This window comes from Lentzea albidocapillata (assembly GCF_000719115.1).
In the GTDB taxonomy this organism is placed as follows: domain Bacteria; phylum Actinomycetota; class Actinomycetes; order Mycobacteriales; family Pseudonocardiaceae; genus Lentzea; species Lentzea albidocapillata.
In genome coordinates, this window is record NZ_JOEA01000005.1 from 511,606 (window position 1) to 529,030 (window position 17,425).

20 protein-coding genes are annotated in these 17,425 nt (G+C 66.7%); 7 read left to right on the plus strand and 13 right to left on the minus strand.

Annotation, left to right across the window (positions count from 1 at the left end; translation table 11 throughout):
- Window positions 1–33: 33 nt before the first annotated feature.
- On the minus strand, window positions 34–2,115 hold the full coding sequence (locus tag IG04_RS0109185; protein WP_159460417.1) for an ATP-dependent nuclease: 2,082 nt from the start codon (window positions 2,113–2,115) through the stop codon (window positions 34–36).
- Window positions 2,116–2,694: 579 nt separating this feature from the next.
- Complete coding sequence (locus IG04_RS0109190) at window positions 2,695–3,057, minus strand: hypothetical protein (protein WP_144065157.1); 363 nt, start codon at window positions 3,055–3,057, stop codon at window positions 2,695–2,697.
- An 814-nt stretch (window positions 3,058–3,871) separates the two neighbouring features.
- Between IG04_RS0109190 and IG04_RS48785 the strand changes: the two genes are divergently transcribed.
- The gene (locus tag IG04_RS48785; RefSeq protein WP_319980037.1) at window positions 3,872–4,012 is read left to right on the plus strand and encodes a hypothetical protein; all 141 of its coding nucleotides are present in this window, start codon (window positions 3,872–3,874) and stop codon (window positions 4,010–4,012) included.
- A gap of 79 nt (window positions 4,013–4,091) precedes the next feature.
- Here the strand turns inward: IG04_RS48785 and IG04_RS0109200 are convergent, their stop codons facing one another.
- Window positions 4,092–4,547: a hypothetical protein gene (locus tag IG04_RS0109200; RefSeq protein WP_030476141.1), complete on the minus strand. Its 456-nt coding sequence runs from the start codon at window positions 4,545–4,547 to the stop codon at window positions 4,092–4,094.
- A gap of 84 nt (window positions 4,548–4,631) precedes the next feature.
- Between IG04_RS0109200 and IG04_RS0109205 the strand changes: the two genes are divergently transcribed.
- Entirely contained in the window at window positions 4,632–5,006 is a 375-nt protein-coding gene (locus tag IG04_RS0109205; protein ID WP_051769324.1) for a MerR family transcriptional regulator, read from the plus strand.
- 148 nt (window positions 5,007–5,154) lie between these two features.
- Here the strand turns inward: IG04_RS0109205 and IG04_RS46375 are convergent, their stop codons facing one another.
- The 4 genes from IG04_RS46375 to arsM form a co-directional block, all read right to left on the minus strand.
- Window positions 5,155–5,310: a hypothetical protein gene (locus IG04_RS46375; RefSeq protein WP_157512887.1), complete on the minus strand. Its 156-nt coding sequence runs from the start codon at window positions 5,308–5,310 to the stop codon at window positions 5,155–5,157.
- A gap of 190 nt (window positions 5,311–5,500) precedes the next feature.
- Complete coding sequence (locus IG04_RS46380) at window positions 5,501–5,761, minus strand: hypothetical protein (RefSeq protein WP_144065158.1); 261 nt, start codon at window positions 5,759–5,761, stop codon at window positions 5,501–5,503.
- 466 nt (window positions 5,762–6,227) lie between these two features.
- Window positions 6,228–6,350 (minus strand): hypothetical protein, encoded by a 123-nt coding sequence (locus IG04_RS48590; protein WP_276326658.1) that lies wholly within the window; start codon window positions 6,348–6,350, stop codon window positions 6,228–6,230.
- A 39-nt stretch (window positions 6,351–6,389) separates the two neighbouring features.
- Window positions 6,390–7,277, minus strand: a complete 888-nt coding sequence (gene arsM / locus IG04_RS0109225; RefSeq protein ID WP_030476143.1) for an arsenite methyltransferase — start codon at window positions 7,275–7,277, stop codon at window positions 6,390–6,392.
- A gap of 79 nt (window positions 7,278–7,356) precedes the next feature.
- On the opposite strand from arsM, the gene IG04_RS0109230 reads away from it, so the two are divergent.
- Together IG04_RS0109230 and IG04_RS0109235 are read left to right on the plus strand one after the other, a co-directional pair.
- Entirely contained in the window at window positions 7,357–7,707 is a 351-nt protein-coding gene (locus tag IG04_RS0109230) for an ArsR/SmtB family transcription factor (protein ID WP_030476144.1), read from the plus strand.
- Window positions 7,708–7,835: 128 nt separating this feature from the next.
- Window positions 7,836–9,914 carry a PhoX family protein gene (locus IG04_RS0109235; protein WP_036014098.1) on the plus strand — a complete coding sequence of 693 codons (2,079 nt, stop codon included), beginning with the start codon at window positions 7,836–7,838 and terminating at the stop codon, window positions 9,912–9,914.
- Window positions 9,915–10,030: 116 nt separating this feature from the next.
- Here the strand turns inward: IG04_RS0109235 and IG04_RS0109240 are convergent, their stop codons facing one another.
- Complete coding sequence (locus IG04_RS0109240) at window positions 10,031–10,459, minus strand: heavy metal-responsive transcriptional regulator (RefSeq protein ID WP_030476146.1); 429 nt, start codon at window positions 10,457–10,459, stop codon at window positions 10,031–10,033.
- Window positions 10,460–10,541: 82 nt separating this feature from the next.
- Between IG04_RS0109240 and IG04_RS0109245 the strand changes: the two genes are divergently transcribed.
- The gene (locus IG04_RS0109245) at window positions 10,542–11,525 is read left to right on the plus strand and encodes an alkylmercury lyase family protein (protein WP_030476147.1); all 984 of its coding nucleotides are present in this window, start codon (window positions 10,542–10,544) and stop codon (window positions 11,523–11,525) included.
- A gap of 15 nt (window positions 11,526–11,540) precedes the next feature.
- Here the strand turns inward: IG04_RS0109245 and IG04_RS0109250 are convergent, their stop codons facing one another.
- From IG04_RS0109250 to IG04_RS0109265, 4 genes are all read right to left on the minus strand, one after another.
- Window positions 11,541–12,176, minus strand: coding sequence for an arsenate reductase ArsC (locus tag IG04_RS0109250; RefSeq protein ID WP_030476148.1), 636 nt, complete (start codon window positions 12,174–12,176; stop codon window positions 11,541–11,543).
- Window positions 12,173–12,862, minus strand: a complete 690-nt coding sequence (locus tag IG04_RS0109255) for an arsenate reductase/protein-tyrosine-phosphatase family protein (protein ID WP_030476149.1) — start codon at window positions 12,860–12,862, stop codon at window positions 12,173–12,175. The genes IG04_RS0109250 and IG04_RS0109255 overlap by 4 nt, the downstream gene beginning before the upstream one ends.
- A 320-nt stretch (window positions 12,863–13,182) precedes the next feature.
- The gene (locus IG04_RS43830) at window positions 13,183–13,848 is read right to left on the minus strand and encodes a permease prefix domain 1-containing protein (protein WP_051769329.1); all 666 of its coding nucleotides are present in this window, start codon (window positions 13,846–13,848) and stop codon (window positions 13,183–13,185) included.
- The gene (locus tag IG04_RS0109265; protein ID WP_030476151.1) at window positions 13,830–14,168 is read right to left on the minus strand and encodes a PadR family transcriptional regulator; all 339 of its coding nucleotides are present in this window, start codon (window positions 14,166–14,168) and stop codon (window positions 13,830–13,832) included. The genes IG04_RS43830 and IG04_RS0109265 overlap by 19 nt, the downstream gene beginning before the upstream one ends.
- Before the next feature lie 107 nt (window positions 14,169–14,275).
- Here IG04_RS0109265 and IG04_RS0109270 point away from each other — a divergent pair, with 107 nt between their 5' ends.
- Together IG04_RS0109270 and IG04_RS0109275 are read left to right on the plus strand one after the other, a co-directional pair.
- A complete protein-coding gene (locus tag IG04_RS0109270; protein WP_159460418.1) occupies window positions 14,276–16,384 on the plus strand; it encodes a PEP/pyruvate-binding domain-containing protein in 2,109 nt (702 codons plus the stop codon).
- Between the two features lie 5 nt (window positions 16,385–16,389).
- Window positions 16,390–16,845 carry a DUF2306 domain-containing protein gene (locus IG04_RS0109275; RefSeq protein WP_144065159.1) on the plus strand — a complete coding sequence of 152 codons (456 nt, stop codon included), beginning with the start codon at window positions 16,390–16,392 and terminating at the stop codon, window positions 16,843–16,845.
- Here the strand turns inward: IG04_RS0109275 and IG04_RS0109280 are convergent.
- On the minus strand, window positions 16,830–17,420 hold the full coding sequence (locus IG04_RS0109280; protein ID WP_030476154.1) for a 1,2-dihydroxy-3-keto-5-methylthiopentene dioxygenase: 591 nt from the start codon (window positions 17,418–17,420) through the stop codon (window positions 16,830–16,832). The genes IG04_RS0109275 and IG04_RS0109280 overlap by 16 nt on opposite strands.
- Window positions 17,421–17,425 lie beyond the last annotated feature (5 nt).

The following is a 17,425-nucleotide window of genomic DNA, read 5'->3' on the forward strand; positions in this document are numbered from 1 at the left end:
GCGCGTTCTGCGGACGTGCCCCAACAGGTCGTGTCAACGTTCCTGGACTATGTTGACCTCGCGGTAGACCAAGGTGTCCAGTGCATCGCGGAACGCCTTGAAGTCATCGATCGGCTCGGTCGGTTCGTCCTCTAGCTGAAAGTTTCGTCGCATCCCTCGGATGTGGCTCTTCAGGTCTTCTGCGTCGATTGAGTTATCCAGGCTTGCCTCGACTTCTTCCAGCAGAAGCGTGGCCTCTTCCCGGGTGGCGGTGGCCGGGTGGTCGCGCAAGAACGAACGCTTCAAGCGCTTGATCTTGGCGCTCGTCTTCTCGGTCGTGATCTCGCGCATCGCTTGACGCTGTCGAGCACCCAACTCCCGGAACAAGATGCGGAAGTTGTTGGCCATGACCTCTGCCGCGGCCTCGAAACCCGCGTCCTGCCGGGCCACCTCGAGCACGTTGCGAGAGAACCCCACCTTGTCGAGGTGGAAGCCTTCCAGCTTGCCCGCAGCTGCTTTCTCCAATGCGTCATGCGTACCGGAGCAGCCTGCGAAGGACACGTCCTTGGCGGTAAGGGTACGGATCTTCGCTGCTTGATCGGGTTCAAGGAAGTCGTGTGCGTACCGTCGCACCGCGGCGATCCCGATCTCCAGCGGAACGAGGTCCTCAATGGCAACAACCCCGTCGGGAAACGTGCTCACGAGTCCTTCACCAGTCAGATCACCGAGCTGCAGGACGAACTTGGACTCGATCAGTGGCATGCCGTCTGGCCCCTTCCGGAGCGCCTTGCACGCTTGGTTGCCCGCGGTGTCGCTGTCGAGCAAGGCGATCACAGCGGGCCGGTCGACGTCTCGTCCTCGTGCGAGGTACACCAGATACGGGACGTGGGAGGCTGAGCCTGCCGGCACCAGCGTCAAGGTGTTCAGGTCGAGGTTGTCCAAGGACGACGCCTTCTGCTTGCGCAGGTGCGCAGACATGCCCGCGAGCATGATCTGGTCGGACATGCCTTCCAGCATCAGGTTGCAGTTGCTGATGAAGGTCGTCTCGCCAACAAAGCTGCCGAACGCTGACCGCAGCGGCTCGTAGTGGTTTCGTGCGGCGTTGCGCACGACGCGGGTGCCTTCGTCACCCTCGCCCTTCTCCAGGACGCGGATCCGTTCACCGTGGTTCTTGTCGATCAAGAACGGGGAATGTGTCACGTAGACGACCTGGCACGCTGCCCGGTTCGGGTCTTGCGGGTTCGCGAAGTCCTCGAAGATGCGGAGGAGATCTTGCTGGCCCGTGCTGGACAGGTAGGCGTCCGGTTCGTCCATGAGAAGGATCTCGCGCGCACCGGACTTCGGCGCCTCGTGGGCGAGATACTGCACGAAGTAGCTGAGGAAGTACCTGAGCCCACCGCTGCGTTCGTCAGCGGAGTACTCCGTACCGGTCCTGTCCCGGATCGTGAAGACCAGGTCCTGATCGCGCAAGGTCAACCGCAGCTCGAACTGGTGATCCTGCGACCACCACTTCGGGAAGTTCAGCGACGCCGCGAGCTCGCGATTCATCCGCTCCACGATCCCGTTGGCGAAGCCGTCCTTGCTCGCGTCGACCGCCTTCAGCAGCTCCTCGAACGCCGTGCGGTCGATGCCGGCCACCTTCAGCAGAAGGTCGTCAGCAAGCGCGAGCTGCTCGTCGTGCTCCTCGGTCTCCACATCCACTGCCGCGAAAGCGCTCATGATGTTCGACGCCGCTGCTGCGACCTGCTCAGCTGAGCCGAACCACGACGACCCGTTCTCCAGGATCTCGTTGAGGAACGACTGCCGTCCCTTACGAGGACTGGTACGCAGCGACTTCCTACCGTGGGCGAGGTACTTAATCGGAACACTTTCAGGTAGCGCAACGTCAGCGTTGATCTCAAACCACTGCGGGAGGGCACCGTCGAGTGCCTTCCTGTCCTTGACGGCAAGCTTCTTCCACTCGTTGTCCTGCTGGAGGTAGACGACGGGGTCAGGTCCTCCCATGCGGAACACCAAGAAGGAGTCCAGTTCGTCGTCCACTTCCGTCTTGCAGGCCTTGGCCAAGGCCGCTCGATCGCCTGCGTCCAAGCCCTTGAGCTCCACCCCGAAGTCGGGGAACGCCATGGTCTTGTTCACCGCGAAGTACTGCGAGTACCTGCAGAAGTCACCACGCTCGATGCCCTGGCCGGTGAGCGCGTGCTTCACCGCCCACAACAGCTGGCTCTTACCGGACTCGTTCGCGCCCACGACAGTGGTCACGCCATCCTCCAGCGGCACCCTGACGAAGGGGAACTCCATGCCATCCGACTTCAGCACGTCCCAAGGGTCGGCGACGAACCCCTCGTCAGCCTTGCGCAGGTAGTCGAAGTTGAACGAGCGGAAGAAGCGGATGTAGACGGTGGCGATGAACATCGGCGACTCGCTCCAGCTCGTGGACCTTCTGATGACCGGCATGCTACGTCCGGGGTCCGACAATTTCCGGCGGATAACGGACCCCTGCTGCCGAGACGTAGTGCCCCGCGGACCCAGGTTCGGCATTCATCGCCGTCATGAGGACGCTTCCGGTAATCAGGTAGGCCATTTCCAGCAGTGCGGAACTCCAGTACGTACATCGGTCTGGCCGACGAGGGTGTAGTGGGCAGAGGCGGTCGAGCTGTCGCGAGATGGACCACTGAGCGTCGAAGACGTGGCGAAGGCCGGCGGTCGCGGCACGAGCTAGCAGGTGCCGTCCGTAGATCCCCGAAGTCGTGCGTGCAGGCACCCAACTACTCGGTGCTGCGTCTGGATCTCGCTTAACCCGATCCGCAGAGCCTCGTCGTCGAGGTCCATGATCGCGCGCGTGCAGTGCGCTCCCGCCTGGCCCGCCGCCTCGACGAAGCCGTCCCATCGGCTTTGCATCCACGGGTTGTCGACGCGGAAGAAGCCCTGCCCGTCGCGCGCGGCGCGGGTTACATCGGTGCAGTGGCCTGCACGTGTGGGCGTCTCGACGTGGCCCTGCATACGGTCGATGTAGTCGAATAGGTTCTCAGCGGCCACGGCGTAGTGGACGAGCACTTCGCGGGCGCCCCGGTCGGCCATCACGCGACGAACACGTGGGCACCACATGCTCGCCGGTTCAGCGAGGAGCTGGCGTGACTACCACGGCATGCAACGCCCAGAGCACCGGCGGCGTTGTCCTCCACACAGCGGAACCCTGGCGGGAGGATGAGCACTATGGCACGTGCTGCCGGGGTCCAGGCCAGAGTAAATCAGCTTGTCGGGGATTTCCGCAGGTATGTGGAGGTTTACGACCGCGATCCCGCATTCGCCGTCGCACAGAGGGACGCGCACCGAGCCACCATCGCCACAAGGTACGCAGCAGGCACAGTGCGCGATGCTGTCGGCGACCCGCAGTTCGTATCCACGCTGCACCGCACACTCAACGCATGGGGCATAGGGCATAGAAGCTCACGGCTCGCACCCATCACCGAGTTCGCCCAAGCCCTCCGCAGAGCGGAGCCTGCGGTCACAGAACTCGAGTCGCTCCACATTGGAGACGACGGCCTAGCGGCCGACATCGCCGACAAGCTCTGGAACATCTTGGAGTCGCTCAGCGTGGTCGACAACAAGGCCAAGATCGTGGCCGGCACGAAGACTCTGCACCACCTCTTACCGAACCTCGTCCCTCCGATGGATCGAACGTGGACCGGCGAGTTCTTCCTCCTCCACCCACCTGAGTGGCAGACACACCAACGGCGCACCTTCCACTCCCAAAAGCGGCACGGGACAACGAGGCGCCGCTACGACTACTTGTGGCACCGGCTCGGCAAGCACCTGCCGTGGGTCGCGACGCGGCAGGTGAGCACCCACTGTATCCACCCCACGCTCACGTGGGTCGAGCGGTACTTCGGCTATGCCGTCGCGCGGGCACTTCGGCAAGAGCGACGCAGGCACCACGACCACCTACGTCCGAGCCACCATCGACGAAGTCGCCACGGCACTCGCCTCGCTCACGAACGAAGAACACCCGCTGGCCGTCGTCAGCCTTTCGTGAGAATGACTCGGCTCGTGTGTACGAATGCGGTGATAGGTGCTCGCGACGCCGACGCCAAACCTTCAACACGGCTCGAAGGTCAACCCCCGATCTGCCCAGACACGACGGGCTGGACGTGGTGCACGGTGCCGGCGGCGGAGGAGGTGAAGACCACCCCGCGCTCCACCAGCCGCTCACGCAGGTCGTCGACGCTTTCGACCAGCAGGTCGGGCAGGGCGTAGTACTCCTCCAGGATCGCGCGGGCCTGGTCGTTGTCGGTCACCGCGCAGTCGTAGCGCACCTCGCCGTCTTCGATGGTGATGTCGAAGGCGAAGAACGCACAGCACGCCTTCTCCCTCGCGGCCAGGTCTCGCACCCACTCCTCCAAGCCGGGCTCGACACGGAACCGGAACCGAATCCCATCGGTGGTCCTTTCCCGGCCAAGGAAAGCCGCATGGGTGAACAGCCGCCGGTACTCGGCCAACCTCTCGGCATCGGTGTCCGGGGCGTCGGTCATGTCGCACACGATCGGGGTGGCAGCGTCCGGGATCTGCATGGTCAGGCTCCTTGTCGTCGTCTTGTCTCCTGCCTAATCCGACTCTAGAGTCTGGACCTGAGTCCAGAGTCAAGAGGTGACCGCGTGAAAATCGGCCAAGTCGCCAATCAAGCCGGCGTAAGCATCGACACCGTCCGCTTCTACGAACGCCGCGGTGTACTGCCAGCCGCTGACCGCAGACCGTCCGGCTACCGGGTGTTCAGCGAGTCCGCGGTAGAACGGATCCGTATGGCCAAAGCCCTGCAAGACATGGGTTTCACCCTGGACGAGGTCATCGATGCCTTGCACGCTCACGACACGGGCGATGCCACCTGCGACAGTGAAAGATGGCGCCTGGAAGGCGTGGTTGACCGGATCGACGCCAAGATCGCCGACCTACAGCGCGCACGTCGCCACACGCAGGGGATCCTCGAAGGATGCCGAGCCGGCCAATGCCAACTCGCCCTCGGCAGCACCTGAACCGCGAGAGCTCATCACCATCACTGACCGCGCCACCGACCACATCGGACCTAGCACTACCGACAACCCTCCGAGCGGACACCATGAAGAACAACCGGCTCTTCGCAGCAGCCTCGCGACGAGCCGGGCCGATGCCGGCAACGCGCGCTCAGAAGCCGAGCAGCATGTGGAACAGCGGCTCCCGGTTGTTCCAGTTCGTACCGTTCGATCGGCGCTTCAATTGCTCGGCCGCGGCGCCGTCGAGCAGTAGGTGGATCGAATCGCGCGGTCGGTCGAGGCCTTTGCGAACGGCCTGCTTGTCCACGTTGCCGGTGCGCCTCGCGGCCCCGAAACGCGAAGGCGCGGCTGTAGAAGGTCTCGACCAGCCGGGTATCTGCAAAGTCGGGGTCGTCAGGATGTGCGCCGTGTCCCGGGTTCTTCTGGGGACTATCGATGATCAGCAGTCCCGGCGCGCGTGCACCTTGCTCGTAGGCCACTTCCCACAAGGAGAGGTATCACGCGAGGCTGATCAGTACGAGGCCGCCGCTGCTCGCCGACGTATAGGGAAGTCCGCGTACGTACGGCATGAGCTTGTCGTCCAGCATCGGGTCGCGCAATTTCGGGTACCCAATGTCCGCCGGCACTTCGCCGAAGCGTTGGGAGAGCCTGCGCAGCACGGCAGCGGGCTCTGGACGTGCTGCAGCCAGGCGCCGCTCCGCACAAAGTCGTGACGCGTGACCAGAAAGCCGGTCAGCCTGCGCCTCTGCTTCGCGCACGCGCTCCCACAAACGCTTGGTCTGCCTCGATTTGGGCAGTCCGCAGAATCCTCAGGTCATCACCAAGGCGAGTCCAGTAGTCGTTCAGCTCGTCAAGGCGACGTGTGATGGCCTTGAGCTCCGCTGAAGCACCGAAGGGCCCGGTCTCGTTGGCGCTGCGACGTCGCCTGTCCCTCCTTCCCATTCGCATGCGTCACAACGGTCGTATCCTCTGCGAGGCCGATGTGGCGCTGAGGTGAGCAGCAAGGCCCTAACCACTCGCTTTCTCGCCGGTCGGGGTGACAGCGAACCAGACTCCGTCAAGGCCATCTCCGGCTGCATCGCCGGCTTTCTCGTGTAGACCGATCCGGTGCCCGCACGCCCAACATCCGGTCCGGTTCGGCGAGGAGTCCGGCCCGCCCGTAAAACCGCAGGGTCTGCCAGTTCACACCCGCAGCCTCGACAACCCTCTCGGCGCGCAATCCGGTCACGACGACATTCCTTCGACCGGCGCCGCGAGCGCCTCGAACACGTCGGCGACGCGCAGTGCACGCTCCTCGGTGGGCAAGGTGCAACCTTGTGGTGCCCAGGGCTCAGCTTCTGTGGTCAAGCTTCGACGGTAAGCCTGTGCCCGGATACCTGATGTAAGTCACTGACAGCCGCATCCGGCAGCGGATTTGGCTTCGGCCAACGTCACGCCCGGCTCGACCGCTTGCTCGGTCGGCGTGCAGCACGCACTGACGCCACAGCACGACGCTTCACCCTGCGTCACAACAGGGATGTCAGCCGATTCGATCGGCTTGGTCGCGCGCACGATCGCTCCGTGCATCCCGTCCGCGGCCTCGAAGGTCGGCGTGATCTCGATGCCGGCGAAGCCAGCCGCCTGCAGACCTTCGCGGTACTCGGTGAAGGTGAGGGCCCCGGCGATGCAGCCGACGTAGGAACCCCGCTCAGCTCGCTCGGCGGGCGTGAGGTGGTCGTCGGCGACCACGTCGGAGATGCCGATGCGGCCGCCGGGGCGCAGAACGCGGAAGGTCTCGGCGAACACGGCGGGCTTGTCGACGGAGAGGTTGATGACGCAGTTGGAGATCACGACGTCGACGGTGTTGCCGGGCAACGGGATGGCCTCGATGTTGCCCTTGAGGAACTCGACGTTGGTGGCGCCGGCCTTATCCGCGTTGGACAGTGCGAGCGCGAGCATCTCGTCGGTCATGTCCAGCCCGTAGGCCTTACCGGTCGGACCGACACGGCGGGCGGAGAGCAGGACGTCGATGCCGCCGCCCGAGCCCAGGTCCAGCACCCGCTCGCCCTCGCGGAGCTCGGCAACCGCGGTGGGGTTGCCGCAGCCGAGTGAGGCGGCGACCGCCTCGGCGGGCAGCTGGTCGCGATCGGCCGCGGCGTAGAGCGTGGCGCCGAAGTTCTCGTCGATCTCCATAGCCTCCGGGCCGCAGCACCCACCTCCCCCTTGGGCCACAGCGGTCGCTGCTGCCGCATAGCTGGCGCGAACCGTTTCCCGCAGCTCGGTCTGCTCGCTCATGAGTGTCCTACCTCCAGGTTGTATTGAAGTCTGTCTATGTCATGTTGCACCTCGGGCGAAGAACAGTCAATATTGAAGTATGTCGAAGCAAGAGGGCGGTTGCTGCGAGCCCCTCTCCGAGGAGCCGCTCGCCGAAGTCCAGGCAGTCGAACTGGCGACGATGTTCAAGGCGCTCGGCGACCCGGTGCGCATGCGGCTGCTGTCGTTGATCGCCTCGCGACCCAGCGGCGAGGTCTGCGTCTGCGAGCTCACACCGGCGTTCAACCTCTCCCAGCCGACGATCTCCCATCACCTCAAGCTGCTCCGGCAGGCCGGTCTGGTCGATTCCGAGCGCCGGGGCACATGGGTGTACTACCGGGTGCGGCCGGAGACCACCGACAGGATGGCCGCCGTGCTGTCCAGCGTCAGCGGCGAGCGCACCGCGGTGTAGGTCAGGCAGGGTTCGCCCGCTGTTCATGTTCGCGTCGCCAGCCGACCGGCACGACCACCTACTGTCCTGGATCGACATAAGCCGATCTACCGCGCTTGTCGTTCCCGATGGACTCGCATGGAGGTACCGTGCCGCCGCGTCCCACCACGGACCAGCGGATCATCCCGCTGCCGTTGGCGTCGACCAACCACGCCGGGCGTTCCGCCCTGACCTGCCGCTACCGCTGCGGCGACGCCTGCTTCCACGAGGCGCCCAACACCTCGGCCAATCCCTACCTCGGCGACGTGATCGCCAGCGCATTGTCCCGCCGTTCGCTGCTGCGGTCGACGGCAGTGTTGTCGCTGGCTGCCGCCGGAACGGCCGCTGTCGCCGCACCTGCTTTCGCCGGCCCCGAGCCCGATGTCGAGCTGAGCCTCCATGGCGGCCGCGGTGCTCGCGGGCTCAGCTTCGAGCCGGTGGCGCACAACAAGCTCGACTCCGTGGTCGTCCCGCCCGGTTACGAGCAAGACGTCGTGATCCGGTGGGGTGACCCGGTTCTACCGGGCGCGCCGGCATTCGATCCGGCCAAGCAGACCGCTGCGGCGCAGGCGAAGCAGTTCGGCTTCAACGTCGACTACCTCGCGCTGCTGGACCTCGACCACGATCGGCTCGTGCTGGTCGCGAACCACGAGTACACCAGCGAGCTGGTGATGTTCGCCGGGTACAGCGCGGCCAACCCGACGCGTGAGCAGGTCGAGATCGCCTGGGCGGCGCACGGTCTGAGCGTTGTCGTGCTGGCGGAAGAGCGCCGCTCCGGCAAGCTCTCGCCGGTGAAGCACCGGCTCAACCGCCGGATCACCGCCACGAGCAAGCTGGAGTTCACCGGGCCGGCTGCGGGTAGCGCGCTGCTGAAGACCTCGGCGGACCCGGCCGGGCGCACGGTGCTGGGCACGCTGAACAACTGTGGTGGTGGCGTCACGCCGTGGGGCACGGTGCTGTCCGGCGAGGAGAACTTCAACCAGTACTTCGGCAACGCCGACCTGGTCACCGACCCGACCACGAAGGCGCGGCTCACCCGCTACGGGTTGCGGGGTACGGCGAGCGAGCGCAAGTGGGAGCGGTTCGACAAGCGCTTCGACGTGGCGCAGGAGCCCAACGAGACCAACCGGCACGGCTGGGTCGTCGAGATCGACCCGTTCGACCCGGACTTCGTGCCGCGCAAGCGGACCGCGCTCGGCCGGTTCAAGCACGAAGCCGCCGAGCCGCGGCTCACCCCTGACGGCCGGGTCGTGCTCTACATGGGTGACGACGAGCGGTTCGACTACTTCTACAAGTACGTCTCCAAGAACAGCATGCGGCGCGGCAACAGCCAGGCCGCCCGCCGGCACAACCTCACGCTGCTCGACGAAGGCACGCTGTACGTCGCCAAGTTCACCGGCGACAGCCCCGCCGCAGAAATCGACGGGTCCGGCAAGCTGCCCTCGGACGGCGCGTTCGACGGCACCGGCGAATGGGTCGCGCTGGCGAGCGGGAGCAAGTCGTTCGTGCCGGGCATGACCGCCGAAGAGGTCTACGTGTTCACGCGTCTCGCCGCAGACAAGGTGGGCGCGACGAAGATGGACCGGCCCGAGGACGTCGAGCCGCACCCGGACAACGGGACCGTCTACATCGCACTGACCAACAACTCCGACCGCGGCGTGGCAGGCAAGGCGGCGCCGGACGAGGCCAACCCGCGCACCCGCAACCGGCACGGCCAGATCATGGAGGTCATGGAGTCGCGCAACAACGCCGCGGCGACGAGCTTCCGGTGGCGGTTGTTCCTGGTGTGCGGCGATCCTGCGGACCCGAGTACCTACTTCGCCGGGTTCCCGAAGGACAAGGTGTCGGCGGTGTCCTGCCCGGACAACCTCGCGTTCGACCGCCACGGCAACCTGTGGATCGCAACGGACGGCAGCGCGCTCGGCTCCAACGACGGCCTCTTCGGCGTCGCTGTGGACGGTCGCTATCGCGGTCAGGTCAAGCAGTTCCTCACCGTGCCCGTCGGCGCGGAGACCTGCGGGCCAATCATTGAGGAACGGCGTGTCATCGTCGCCGTACAGCATCCCGGTGAGATCGACGGTGCGACGGTGGAGAAGCCCGGCTCGACCTGGCCCGGCGGACCCGGCACGATCGCACGCCCGTCCGTGATCGCGGTGCGCCGGACGGACTGCGGCCGGATCGGCGACTAAGACTCGGCTACCGATGGCCGGGATCGGTTAGTGGGAACGACTAACCAAGGTGGGGACCGTCCACGCGGGCGGTCCCCACTTCCGTTGAACACCAACCGCTTCGACCTGACAGCTGGTCACTTGTGATGAGCTGGGCGAGGCCGATGCCCAGCCGGGTTGATGATCGTGCAGATGTCGTTCTCGGTACAGGTCGCCGGGTCGGTCACAGCACCTCGGCGGACAAGACCGCGGAGCGCGTCGCGAGTCTTGGTCATCTCGGCCAGGCGGCGCTCGATGTCGGCCAGGCGCTCGCTGATCAATGCGGTGACGTGACCACAGGGTGCCTGTCCACCATCGCGCAACGCGAGGACAGAGCTGATCTCGGCGAGCGTGAGCCCGGCGCTCTGCGCGTTGCGGACGAAGGCGAGTCGCGCGATGGCTTGCTCGGGATAGTCGCGGTAGCCGCCACTTGTACGTGGCGGCGCCGGCAGCAGACCGGACTGCTCGTAGAAGCGGATGGTCTTCGTGCTCAAGCCACTTGTCGCAGCAAGAGTCCCGATGCGCATACCCCGGACGCTACTCCTTGACCTTCCAGTGCGCTGGAAGGTCTAGCGTCGTGGTGTATGGAACAAGGCTGGAGGGCACGCAATGCGAATCACGGTGCTGACGGTTCCGGGATGCCCGAATGCGGCCCCTGCGCTCGAGCGGGTCACAGCTGCGCTCGCGGGCCGGGCCGCTGAGATCGAGTTGGTCGAGGTACACGACCAAGACCAGGCCTGTGCACTGGGGATGACGGGCTCTCCGACGATCCTGCTCGACGGCATCGACCCGTTCGCGGCTGCCGAGGCGGTGCCATCGGTGTCATGCCGCCTATACCGGGGCGCGGACGGAACGGTGGCAGGAGCGCCGAGCGAAGCCGCACTGAGGCAGGCGATCGACAGTACCGGCCTTGCGCAACCGGCCGCTGTCGGCGACTGCTGTGAATCGGATGCGCTCGACGTCGTCGGCCGTGGCGGGAGAGGGCGTCGCGCGCCCGACGCGCGCGGCCTGCGGGCGGTGCATCAGGCGGTGCTGCGCCAGTTCGCCGCCACCGGCGCCGCTTCCGCACTGGACGAGCTGGAACCGATCGCCGCCGAAGCGGGCCGGACGGCCGGTGACGTGCTGGAGGAACTGGCCCGCGAGGACTTCCTGACCTTGGACGGGCAAGGGCACATCCGCGCCGCTTATCCGTTCTCCGCCACGGAGACGCGCCACCATGTACGGATCGATGGTGGCGCCGAGGTGTGGTCGATGTGCGCGATCGACGCGCTCGGCATCCCTGCGATGCTCAACCGTGACGCCGAGATCACCTCCACTGACCCGGTGACCGGCGAGCCGATCACCGTCACCACGCGGGACGGTAAGGCGACCTGGGAACCTGCCGGTGCGGTGGTGTTCGTCGGACAACGCCCAGGCGGCGGACCCGCGGCCACGGCATGCTGCGACGCACTTAACTTCTTCCGGAGCCACACCACCGCCCACGCCTGGATCAGCGAGCATCCCGAGGTCCCCGGACGCATCGTCGAGCAGTCGCAGGCGGAAGAGATCGCCGCGCGGACTTTCGGCCCCGTTCTCGCTTCCGGACCTTCATGAACGCCCTCGAGAAAGTCAGACGCGTGCCTCGACCCCAAGTTCCTGGAGGAGCTCACGCACGTGGCGCTCGATCTCGTCGCGCACGGGGCGAACGTCGGCGACGTCCTTGCCCGCTGGGTCGTCGAGCGTCCAGTCCAGGTAGCGCTTGCCTGGGAACACCGGGCACGCGTCGCCGCAGCCCATAGAGACGATCACGTCGGCGGCGCGGACGATCTCGTCGGTCCATGGCTTGGGGAACTCGCGGGAGATGTTGATGCCGCGCTCGAGCATGGCCTCGACGGCGGCCGGGTTGATCTGGTTGCCGGGCTCGGAGCCGCCGGACCAGGCCACCGCGCGGTCCTCGGCGAGGTCTTCGAAGAACCCGAGCGCCATCTGGCTGCGCCCGGCGTTGTGCACGCAGAGGAAGAGCACGATCGGCTTGTTGTCCGTCACGTGTCCTTCGACCTTGGCCAGCGCGTGCAGCCTCTGGCGGGCGAACCGTTCTGCCAGCAGCGGCAGGAAGTTCGGGATGGTGCTGTTCGAGGCGAACTGGTCGTAGCTGGTGTTCAGGAACCGTTCGATGGTCTCGGTGCCGAAGATGCCGTGAAACTGCGACTGCAGGCGGCTGGCGGCGGTCTTGAGGGCGAGTTGCTGGTCGATGCTCAGGGTCATCGGTCTTCTCCAGACTGGTGAACGACGGGGGCCAGCCGGTCGACCCGGTCGGCGAGATCGAGGAAGGCGTGTTCGAAGGCGTCCTCGGTGCCGGCGCGGGCCGGGTCGGGAACCGACCAGTGCAGGCGGTCGAGGTGACTGTCGAGCTGTTCGTGGGCGTTGTCGCAGACGGCGACCACGAGGTCGTCCGGCCGCAGGATGTCTTCGACGCGTGCGGTTCGGGCACGGGCGAGCGGCAGGCCGTGCGCCTTGGCGGTCGCGACCGCGAGCGGGTGCACTCCGTCCGCCGGCTTCGTACCGGCGGAGGCGGTGGGAACGGTGCTGCGCTTCTTCCACAGCGCCGCGGCGAGCTGAGAGCGCGCCGAGTTGTAGGTGCAGACGAACACCACGCGCGGCGCTGTCCGGTTTCCCGCCGGGCCGAGCCCCGTCAGCGCGTCCGCACGCAGGCGCAGGTAGTTGCGGCGCTGGTCCCCTTCCGAGCGGATGCGCTCCAGCACGCCTGCCTGTTCGAGCAGCTTCACGTGGTGTGCCAGCAGGTTGCTGGGCAGGCCGAGCTCGCGGCCGACCTCGCTGGGCGAGGCGTCACCAAGAAGCAGCCGGTCGACGATCGCCAGCCGCGCGGGTTCGCCGAGCACCGCGTACAGCCGTGCCCGCTCCACCACCGAGGAAGACCACTCAATGTTCATTGACTCAATGATGGTTGAGTATTCTTCGGCTGTCAACGGTGCTGCGCTGCCACGACGCAACTCACAACGGCCACATGCCGTGGGGCCGGAAGGCGGAGATGAAAGCATGACGGTCAACGAAGGACTCGTGACGACTCGAGCCGGTCGACCTGCGCGGTGGCGCGGCAGCGGGCTGGTCTCACTGCCAACGACGCACGCCGCCTTCGCCCCGCTACAGCCGCGACAACAGCTTCCGCGACCTGCGGCACAACCTGCGCTTCGCCACCATCACGGCGCCTGCTCGATCACTGGCGCGATGTTCGGCGGGCTGTTCCTCGCCGTCATCCTGCCGATCTCCGCGGCGAAATTGGCTCGTCACCACTGAGCGCCTGCTGCGCGTGGCGGCACGCGCGCAGCAGATGAACGCCACAACCGAGCCGAATCAGGCTCGCCAGTGCGGCCGTGATGGCCAAGACGCTGAGCCCGGCATCGGAACTGGTGGCCAGGACGGTGAGCATGCCGAGGTCCCCGACCATGCAGCCCACCACGACCGCTGCAGCGCCAGCCAAGGCCCGCCGAGGGACAGCGGACGGCACCCAGCGCGTCAAACCGCCAGTGGTGGCAAGCACCAGCAGTCCTATGAGGACCGCGACACAGATCAACGGCAGCACCGGAATGCCTGCCGGTGAAGTCGGCGCGAGCAGAAGCAGCCACCAGACACCCACCAGCGGGCCGGTGACGACCAGCACCGTGACGACGTGGCGTGCCTGCTGCGTGACCAATTCCCCTGCAAACGCGGCAGCGACCTGGTCAACCGTGCCGAACTCGTCGACGGCGGCTTCGGCGGCCGCTCGGGGTGGGCTACCGCTGTCGGTGTGGCGGGCGGCGGCTTCCGTCAAACCGTCGCGGAGTTCGTCGAGCACCGCGACGCGCGCCCGGCGCGGGCCTGGAAGACGAGTGGCGAGGGCGGCCAGATAACCCTCGATGATCAGGACGTCGCGGGCCATTGTCGCCTCGCCAGCAACGCTGACACCGCCGTCGAGAACGTGTCCCAAACAACCCGTTCTGCCTTCAAGGCCTCGCGCCCGGCGAGCGTGATCTCGTAGGTGCGGCGACGCCGACCGCCAACGGTGTCCCACCGGCTGTGCACCAGTCCAGAACGCTCCAGCCGATGCAGCGCCGGGTACACCGTCCCGGTCGGCAGATCGAAAGTGCCGTCGCTGCCTTCCCGCACGGCGTCGATCACCGCGTAGCCGTGTCGCGGCCCGCCTTCCAGGACCGCCAGCAGCAACGCGTCCAAGTGCCCCTTGAGCGTCTCGGGCCTCATAGGTAGCAACGCTACTCCGGCAGCTTGACAAAGTCACGACTTGCCAGTTCAAGGCCTTGGAGTAGCATCGCTACCTATAGCAATACTAGCTATAGGTGGTGGTGGCCGTGGACATCCTTCACCTGACCGAGGCGATAGACGTCGACCGCGAGGAAGCAGGCGGCAAGGCGTCCACGTTGGCCGAGCTGCTCGCGATCGGTTTCCCCGTGCCACCGGGCTTCGTCGTGCTCGCACGCGCCTTCGATCAGTCCGACACAGCTCTCGACGCCGCGTTGCTCGATGCCGCCGAGCGGCTGGGCAGCAGCCCATTCGCTGTGCGGTCCTCGGCTGCGGCGGAGGATCTCCCCGACGCGTCCTACGCCGGGCTGTACGAGTCGTTCCTCAACGTCCCCCTCGACGGACTCCCCGAGGCGGTCCGGGCCTGCCGAGCCTCGATGGCCGCCGCGCGCGTGACCGCGTACCGGGACACGCCGACGCAGATGGCGGTGCTGGTCCAGACGATGGTCGAAGCCGACGCCGCGGGAGTGGCGTTCACCGCGGACCCGCTCACCGGTGACCGGGACGACTTACTGGTCACCGCGGTCCGCGGCTTGGGCGAGCGACTGGTCGGCGGCGAGGCCGTCGGCGATCAGTGGACGGTGCGAGGCAGTGCGGTGCGATGTCAGCGGGTGACCGAACACGCGGTGGACGCCGATCAGGTTCGCGCGGTCGCAGAGTTGGGCCGCCGAGTCGAGGCCCACTTCGGACGGCCGCAGGACATCGAGTGGGCCTTCGCGGCGGGGCGGCTGTTCCTGCTGCAGGCACGGCCGATGACCGCCCTGCCCGATCCCGTCGACTGGCGCGCACCCGGTCCAGGGTTGTGGCAGCGCAACTTCCGGCTCGGCGAGTGGCTGCCGGAGCCGCTGACTCCGCTGTTCGCCGACTGGGTGCTCCCCCGCATCATCGCCGGGTTCAACGAGGAGATGAAGGCGACGGCCGGCGTCTCGCTGCCGTTCGGGCACGAGCTCGTGCACGGCTGGTACTACACGACGCCGCACCCGGTCATCACACCTGCGCGGCTCGCCGGCGCTCTCGTCCGCGGCAGGCTGACGTTGCTGCGGTTCATGCGTCATGCGTTGGTCCAGCCTCTGGTGAACCCTTCTGCTGCTGACACTGCGCTTCTCGCGCAACTCCATGTCCGTTGGACGGAGTTGCGTACGCGTTACCAGCAGCTGGTCGACAGCACGGACAGCACGGTTGACGACATCGCCGTCCTCGCGGGCAAGTACCTGTGGCTGCTGGCCGTCGTCGGAGGCGCCGCGTGGAAGATGGAGGCCGCGCTGGGACGTTTCGCCCGGCGGTACCTTCCAGATCAGCTTCCTGACGGCATAGCGGTGTTGCTCGCCGGCTTGCCGGGCATCGAGACGGACATCCCGCCGCACGCGGTGTACTCGCTCGACTGGTACCACCCGATGACAACGCGATCCACAGTGGATGAATCGCGACGCGTCACGTCCGCCACAAACCGTGCGGCCGCAGAGAACCTGTGTCGCGACGCACTCACCAACCGGCCCTCGCTGCGGGCGAAGTTCGACGCGTTGCTCGCCGTCGCTCAGCGCTATGCCGTCATTCGCGAGCAGCAGGCGCGTGACCTCACGCTCGGCTGGCCGTTGCTGCGCCGCCTTGCCCTGCGTCATGGCGCGGAACTGCTATCCGGCGATCCGACCGACATCTTCTTCTGCACCCGCGCCGAGCTGAATGCCAAGGACAACAACCTCGCTGCGGTGATTCAGCGGCGGCGCACGACCTGGCAACGGCAACGTCGTCTGGCAGCACCGCTGCAGCTGGGTACCCCGTCCCGCCTGATCGGCGCGGTCATGAGCAGAGCAGGCGCTGCCCACTCCCCGACACCCGCCGCGGACAACTCGATCACCGGCCAACCGGCCAGCCCGGGGCGGGCCAGCGGCAGGGTCAGGATTCTGCGCGAGCCCAGCGAGATCGATCGGTTCGTCCCCGGTGAGGTGCTCGTCGCACCGACGACGACGCCTGCATGGACTCCGCTGTTCGCCATTGCGGCGGCGGTTATCACTGATGGCGGCAACCTCGCCGCGCACGCCTCGCTCGTCGCCCGCGAATACGGCATCCCCGCGGTCGTAGGAACCGGCAACGGGACCCGCGTGCTGTCCGAAGGACAAACTGTCGCGGTCGACGGCACCACTGGCGTCGTGAGCTGGTGATGGCGATGGCCCTGCAAGTCCTGATCGTCGGCCACGTCCTGCTGGGCCTCATGGCCACGATCACCGGAGCCGCCGCCATGCTCAGCCCCAAGCGAGCCGGCCGACATCCCCGCCGGGGCTTGTTCTACCTCGCCGGACTCACGGGCGTCGCGCTGACCGGCAGCGTGATCGCCATGTCCGACTGGACGCACCTGTGGCACCTCGCCACCCTCGGTGCCGCCGCGGCGGCCTTGGCCGCGATGGGCTTCGCCGCGCGACGGACGCGATGGCGCGGTTGGCTCGCCTGGCACATCGTCGGCATGGGCGGCTCCTACATCGCGATGCTGACGGCGTTCTACGTCGACAACGGCCCGCGCCTGCCGCTGTGGCAGCTTTTGCCGCCAGTCACGTTCTGGTTCCTGCCCGCGATCGTCGGGCTGCCGCTGATCGCGTTCTCCCTGCGCCGCTACGTCCGAACCTGATGGCTGGGAGCGAGCAGCCCGTCCAGCGACGGCATCCGGGACGAGATGGTGTCGCCGGTGAACCCGGCGATCCAGCCGTCCTCCTCCTCGAAGAACCGGATCGCGCAGAACTCGGGCACCGTACCCATGTCGAACCAGTGCCGGGTGCCGGCGGGCACCGACATCAGGTCACCGGCCTCGCACACCACCGCGTAGATCCGGTCGCCCAGGTGCAGGTAGAAACATCCGCGTCCTTCGACGAAGAACCTGACCTCGTCCTCGTCGTGGGTGTGCTCGTCGAGGAACTTCTCCCTGGCGGCCTTGGCCTTCGCCGGCCACTCGGGATCGGAGTCGTCCGGACGCAGCCGGACCACGTCGACCAAGCGGAAGCCCTCGTCAGCGCGCAAGCGGTCGACCTCGGCGCCATAGGCGGCGAGCACTTCCGCCTGCCCCACATCCGGAGGCAGCTCGACTGTCGGCCACTGCTGCAGCGAGATGCCGAACCGCGCGAGTTCTTCGGCGATCAGACCGACATCCGTGGTCCGCAGCAGGACAGCGTTTCCGTCGTTCTCGGGAATGACCTGTAACAGAGCCATGATCG

Coding starts and splice junctions, on each gene's coding strand:
- IG04_RS0109265 (WP_030476151.1), bottom strand. CDS start 14,168: ATGAGGCCCGAGACGCTCAAGGGGCACTTGGACGCGTTGCTGCTGGCG.
- arsM (WP_030476143.1), bottom strand. CDS start 7,277: ATGAGCGAGCAGACCGAGCTGCGGGAAACGGTTCGCGCCAGCTATGCG.
- IG04_RS0109280 (WP_030476154.1), bottom strand. CDS start 17,420: ATGGCTCTGTTACAGGTCATTCCCGAGAACGACGGAAACGCTGTCCTG.
- IG04_RS0109240 (WP_030476146.1), bottom strand. CDS start 10,459: ATGCGCATCGGGACTCTTGCTGCGACAAGTGGCTTGAGCACGAAGACC.
- IG04_RS0109200 (WP_030476141.1), bottom strand. CDS start 4,547: ATGCAGATCCCGGACGCTGCCACCCCGATCGTGTGCGACATGACCGAC.
- IG04_RS0109275 (WP_144065159.1), top strand. CDS start 16,390: ATGGCCCTGCAAGTCCTGATCGTCGGCCACGTCCTGCTGGGCCTCATG.
- IG04_RS0109250 (WP_030476148.1), bottom strand. CDS start 12,176: ATGACCCTGAGCATCGACCAGCAACTCGCCCTCAAGACCGCCGCCAGC.
- IG04_RS0109230 (WP_030476144.1), top strand. CDS start 7,357: ATGTCGAAGCAAGAGGGCGGTTGCTGCGAGCCCCTCTCCGAGGAGCCG.
- IG04_RS0109255 (WP_030476149.1), bottom strand. CDS start 12,862: ATGAACATTGAGTGGTCTTCCTCGGTGGTGGAGCGGGCACGGCTGTAC.
- IG04_RS43830 (WP_051769329.1), bottom strand. CDS start 13,848: ATGGCCCGCGACGTCCTGATCATCGAGGGTTATCTGGCCGCCCTCGCC.
- IG04_RS0109190 (WP_144065157.1), bottom strand. CDS start 3,057: ATGGCCGACCGGGGCGCCCGCGAAGTGCTCGTCCACTACGCCGTGGCC.
- IG04_RS48785 (WP_319980037.1), top strand. CDS start 3,872: ATGCCGTCGCGCGGGCACTTCGGCAAGAGCGACGCAGGCACCACGACC.
- IG04_RS0109245 (WP_030476147.1), top strand. CDS start 10,542: ATGCGAATCACGGTGCTGACGGTTCCGGGATGCCCGAATGCGGCCCCT.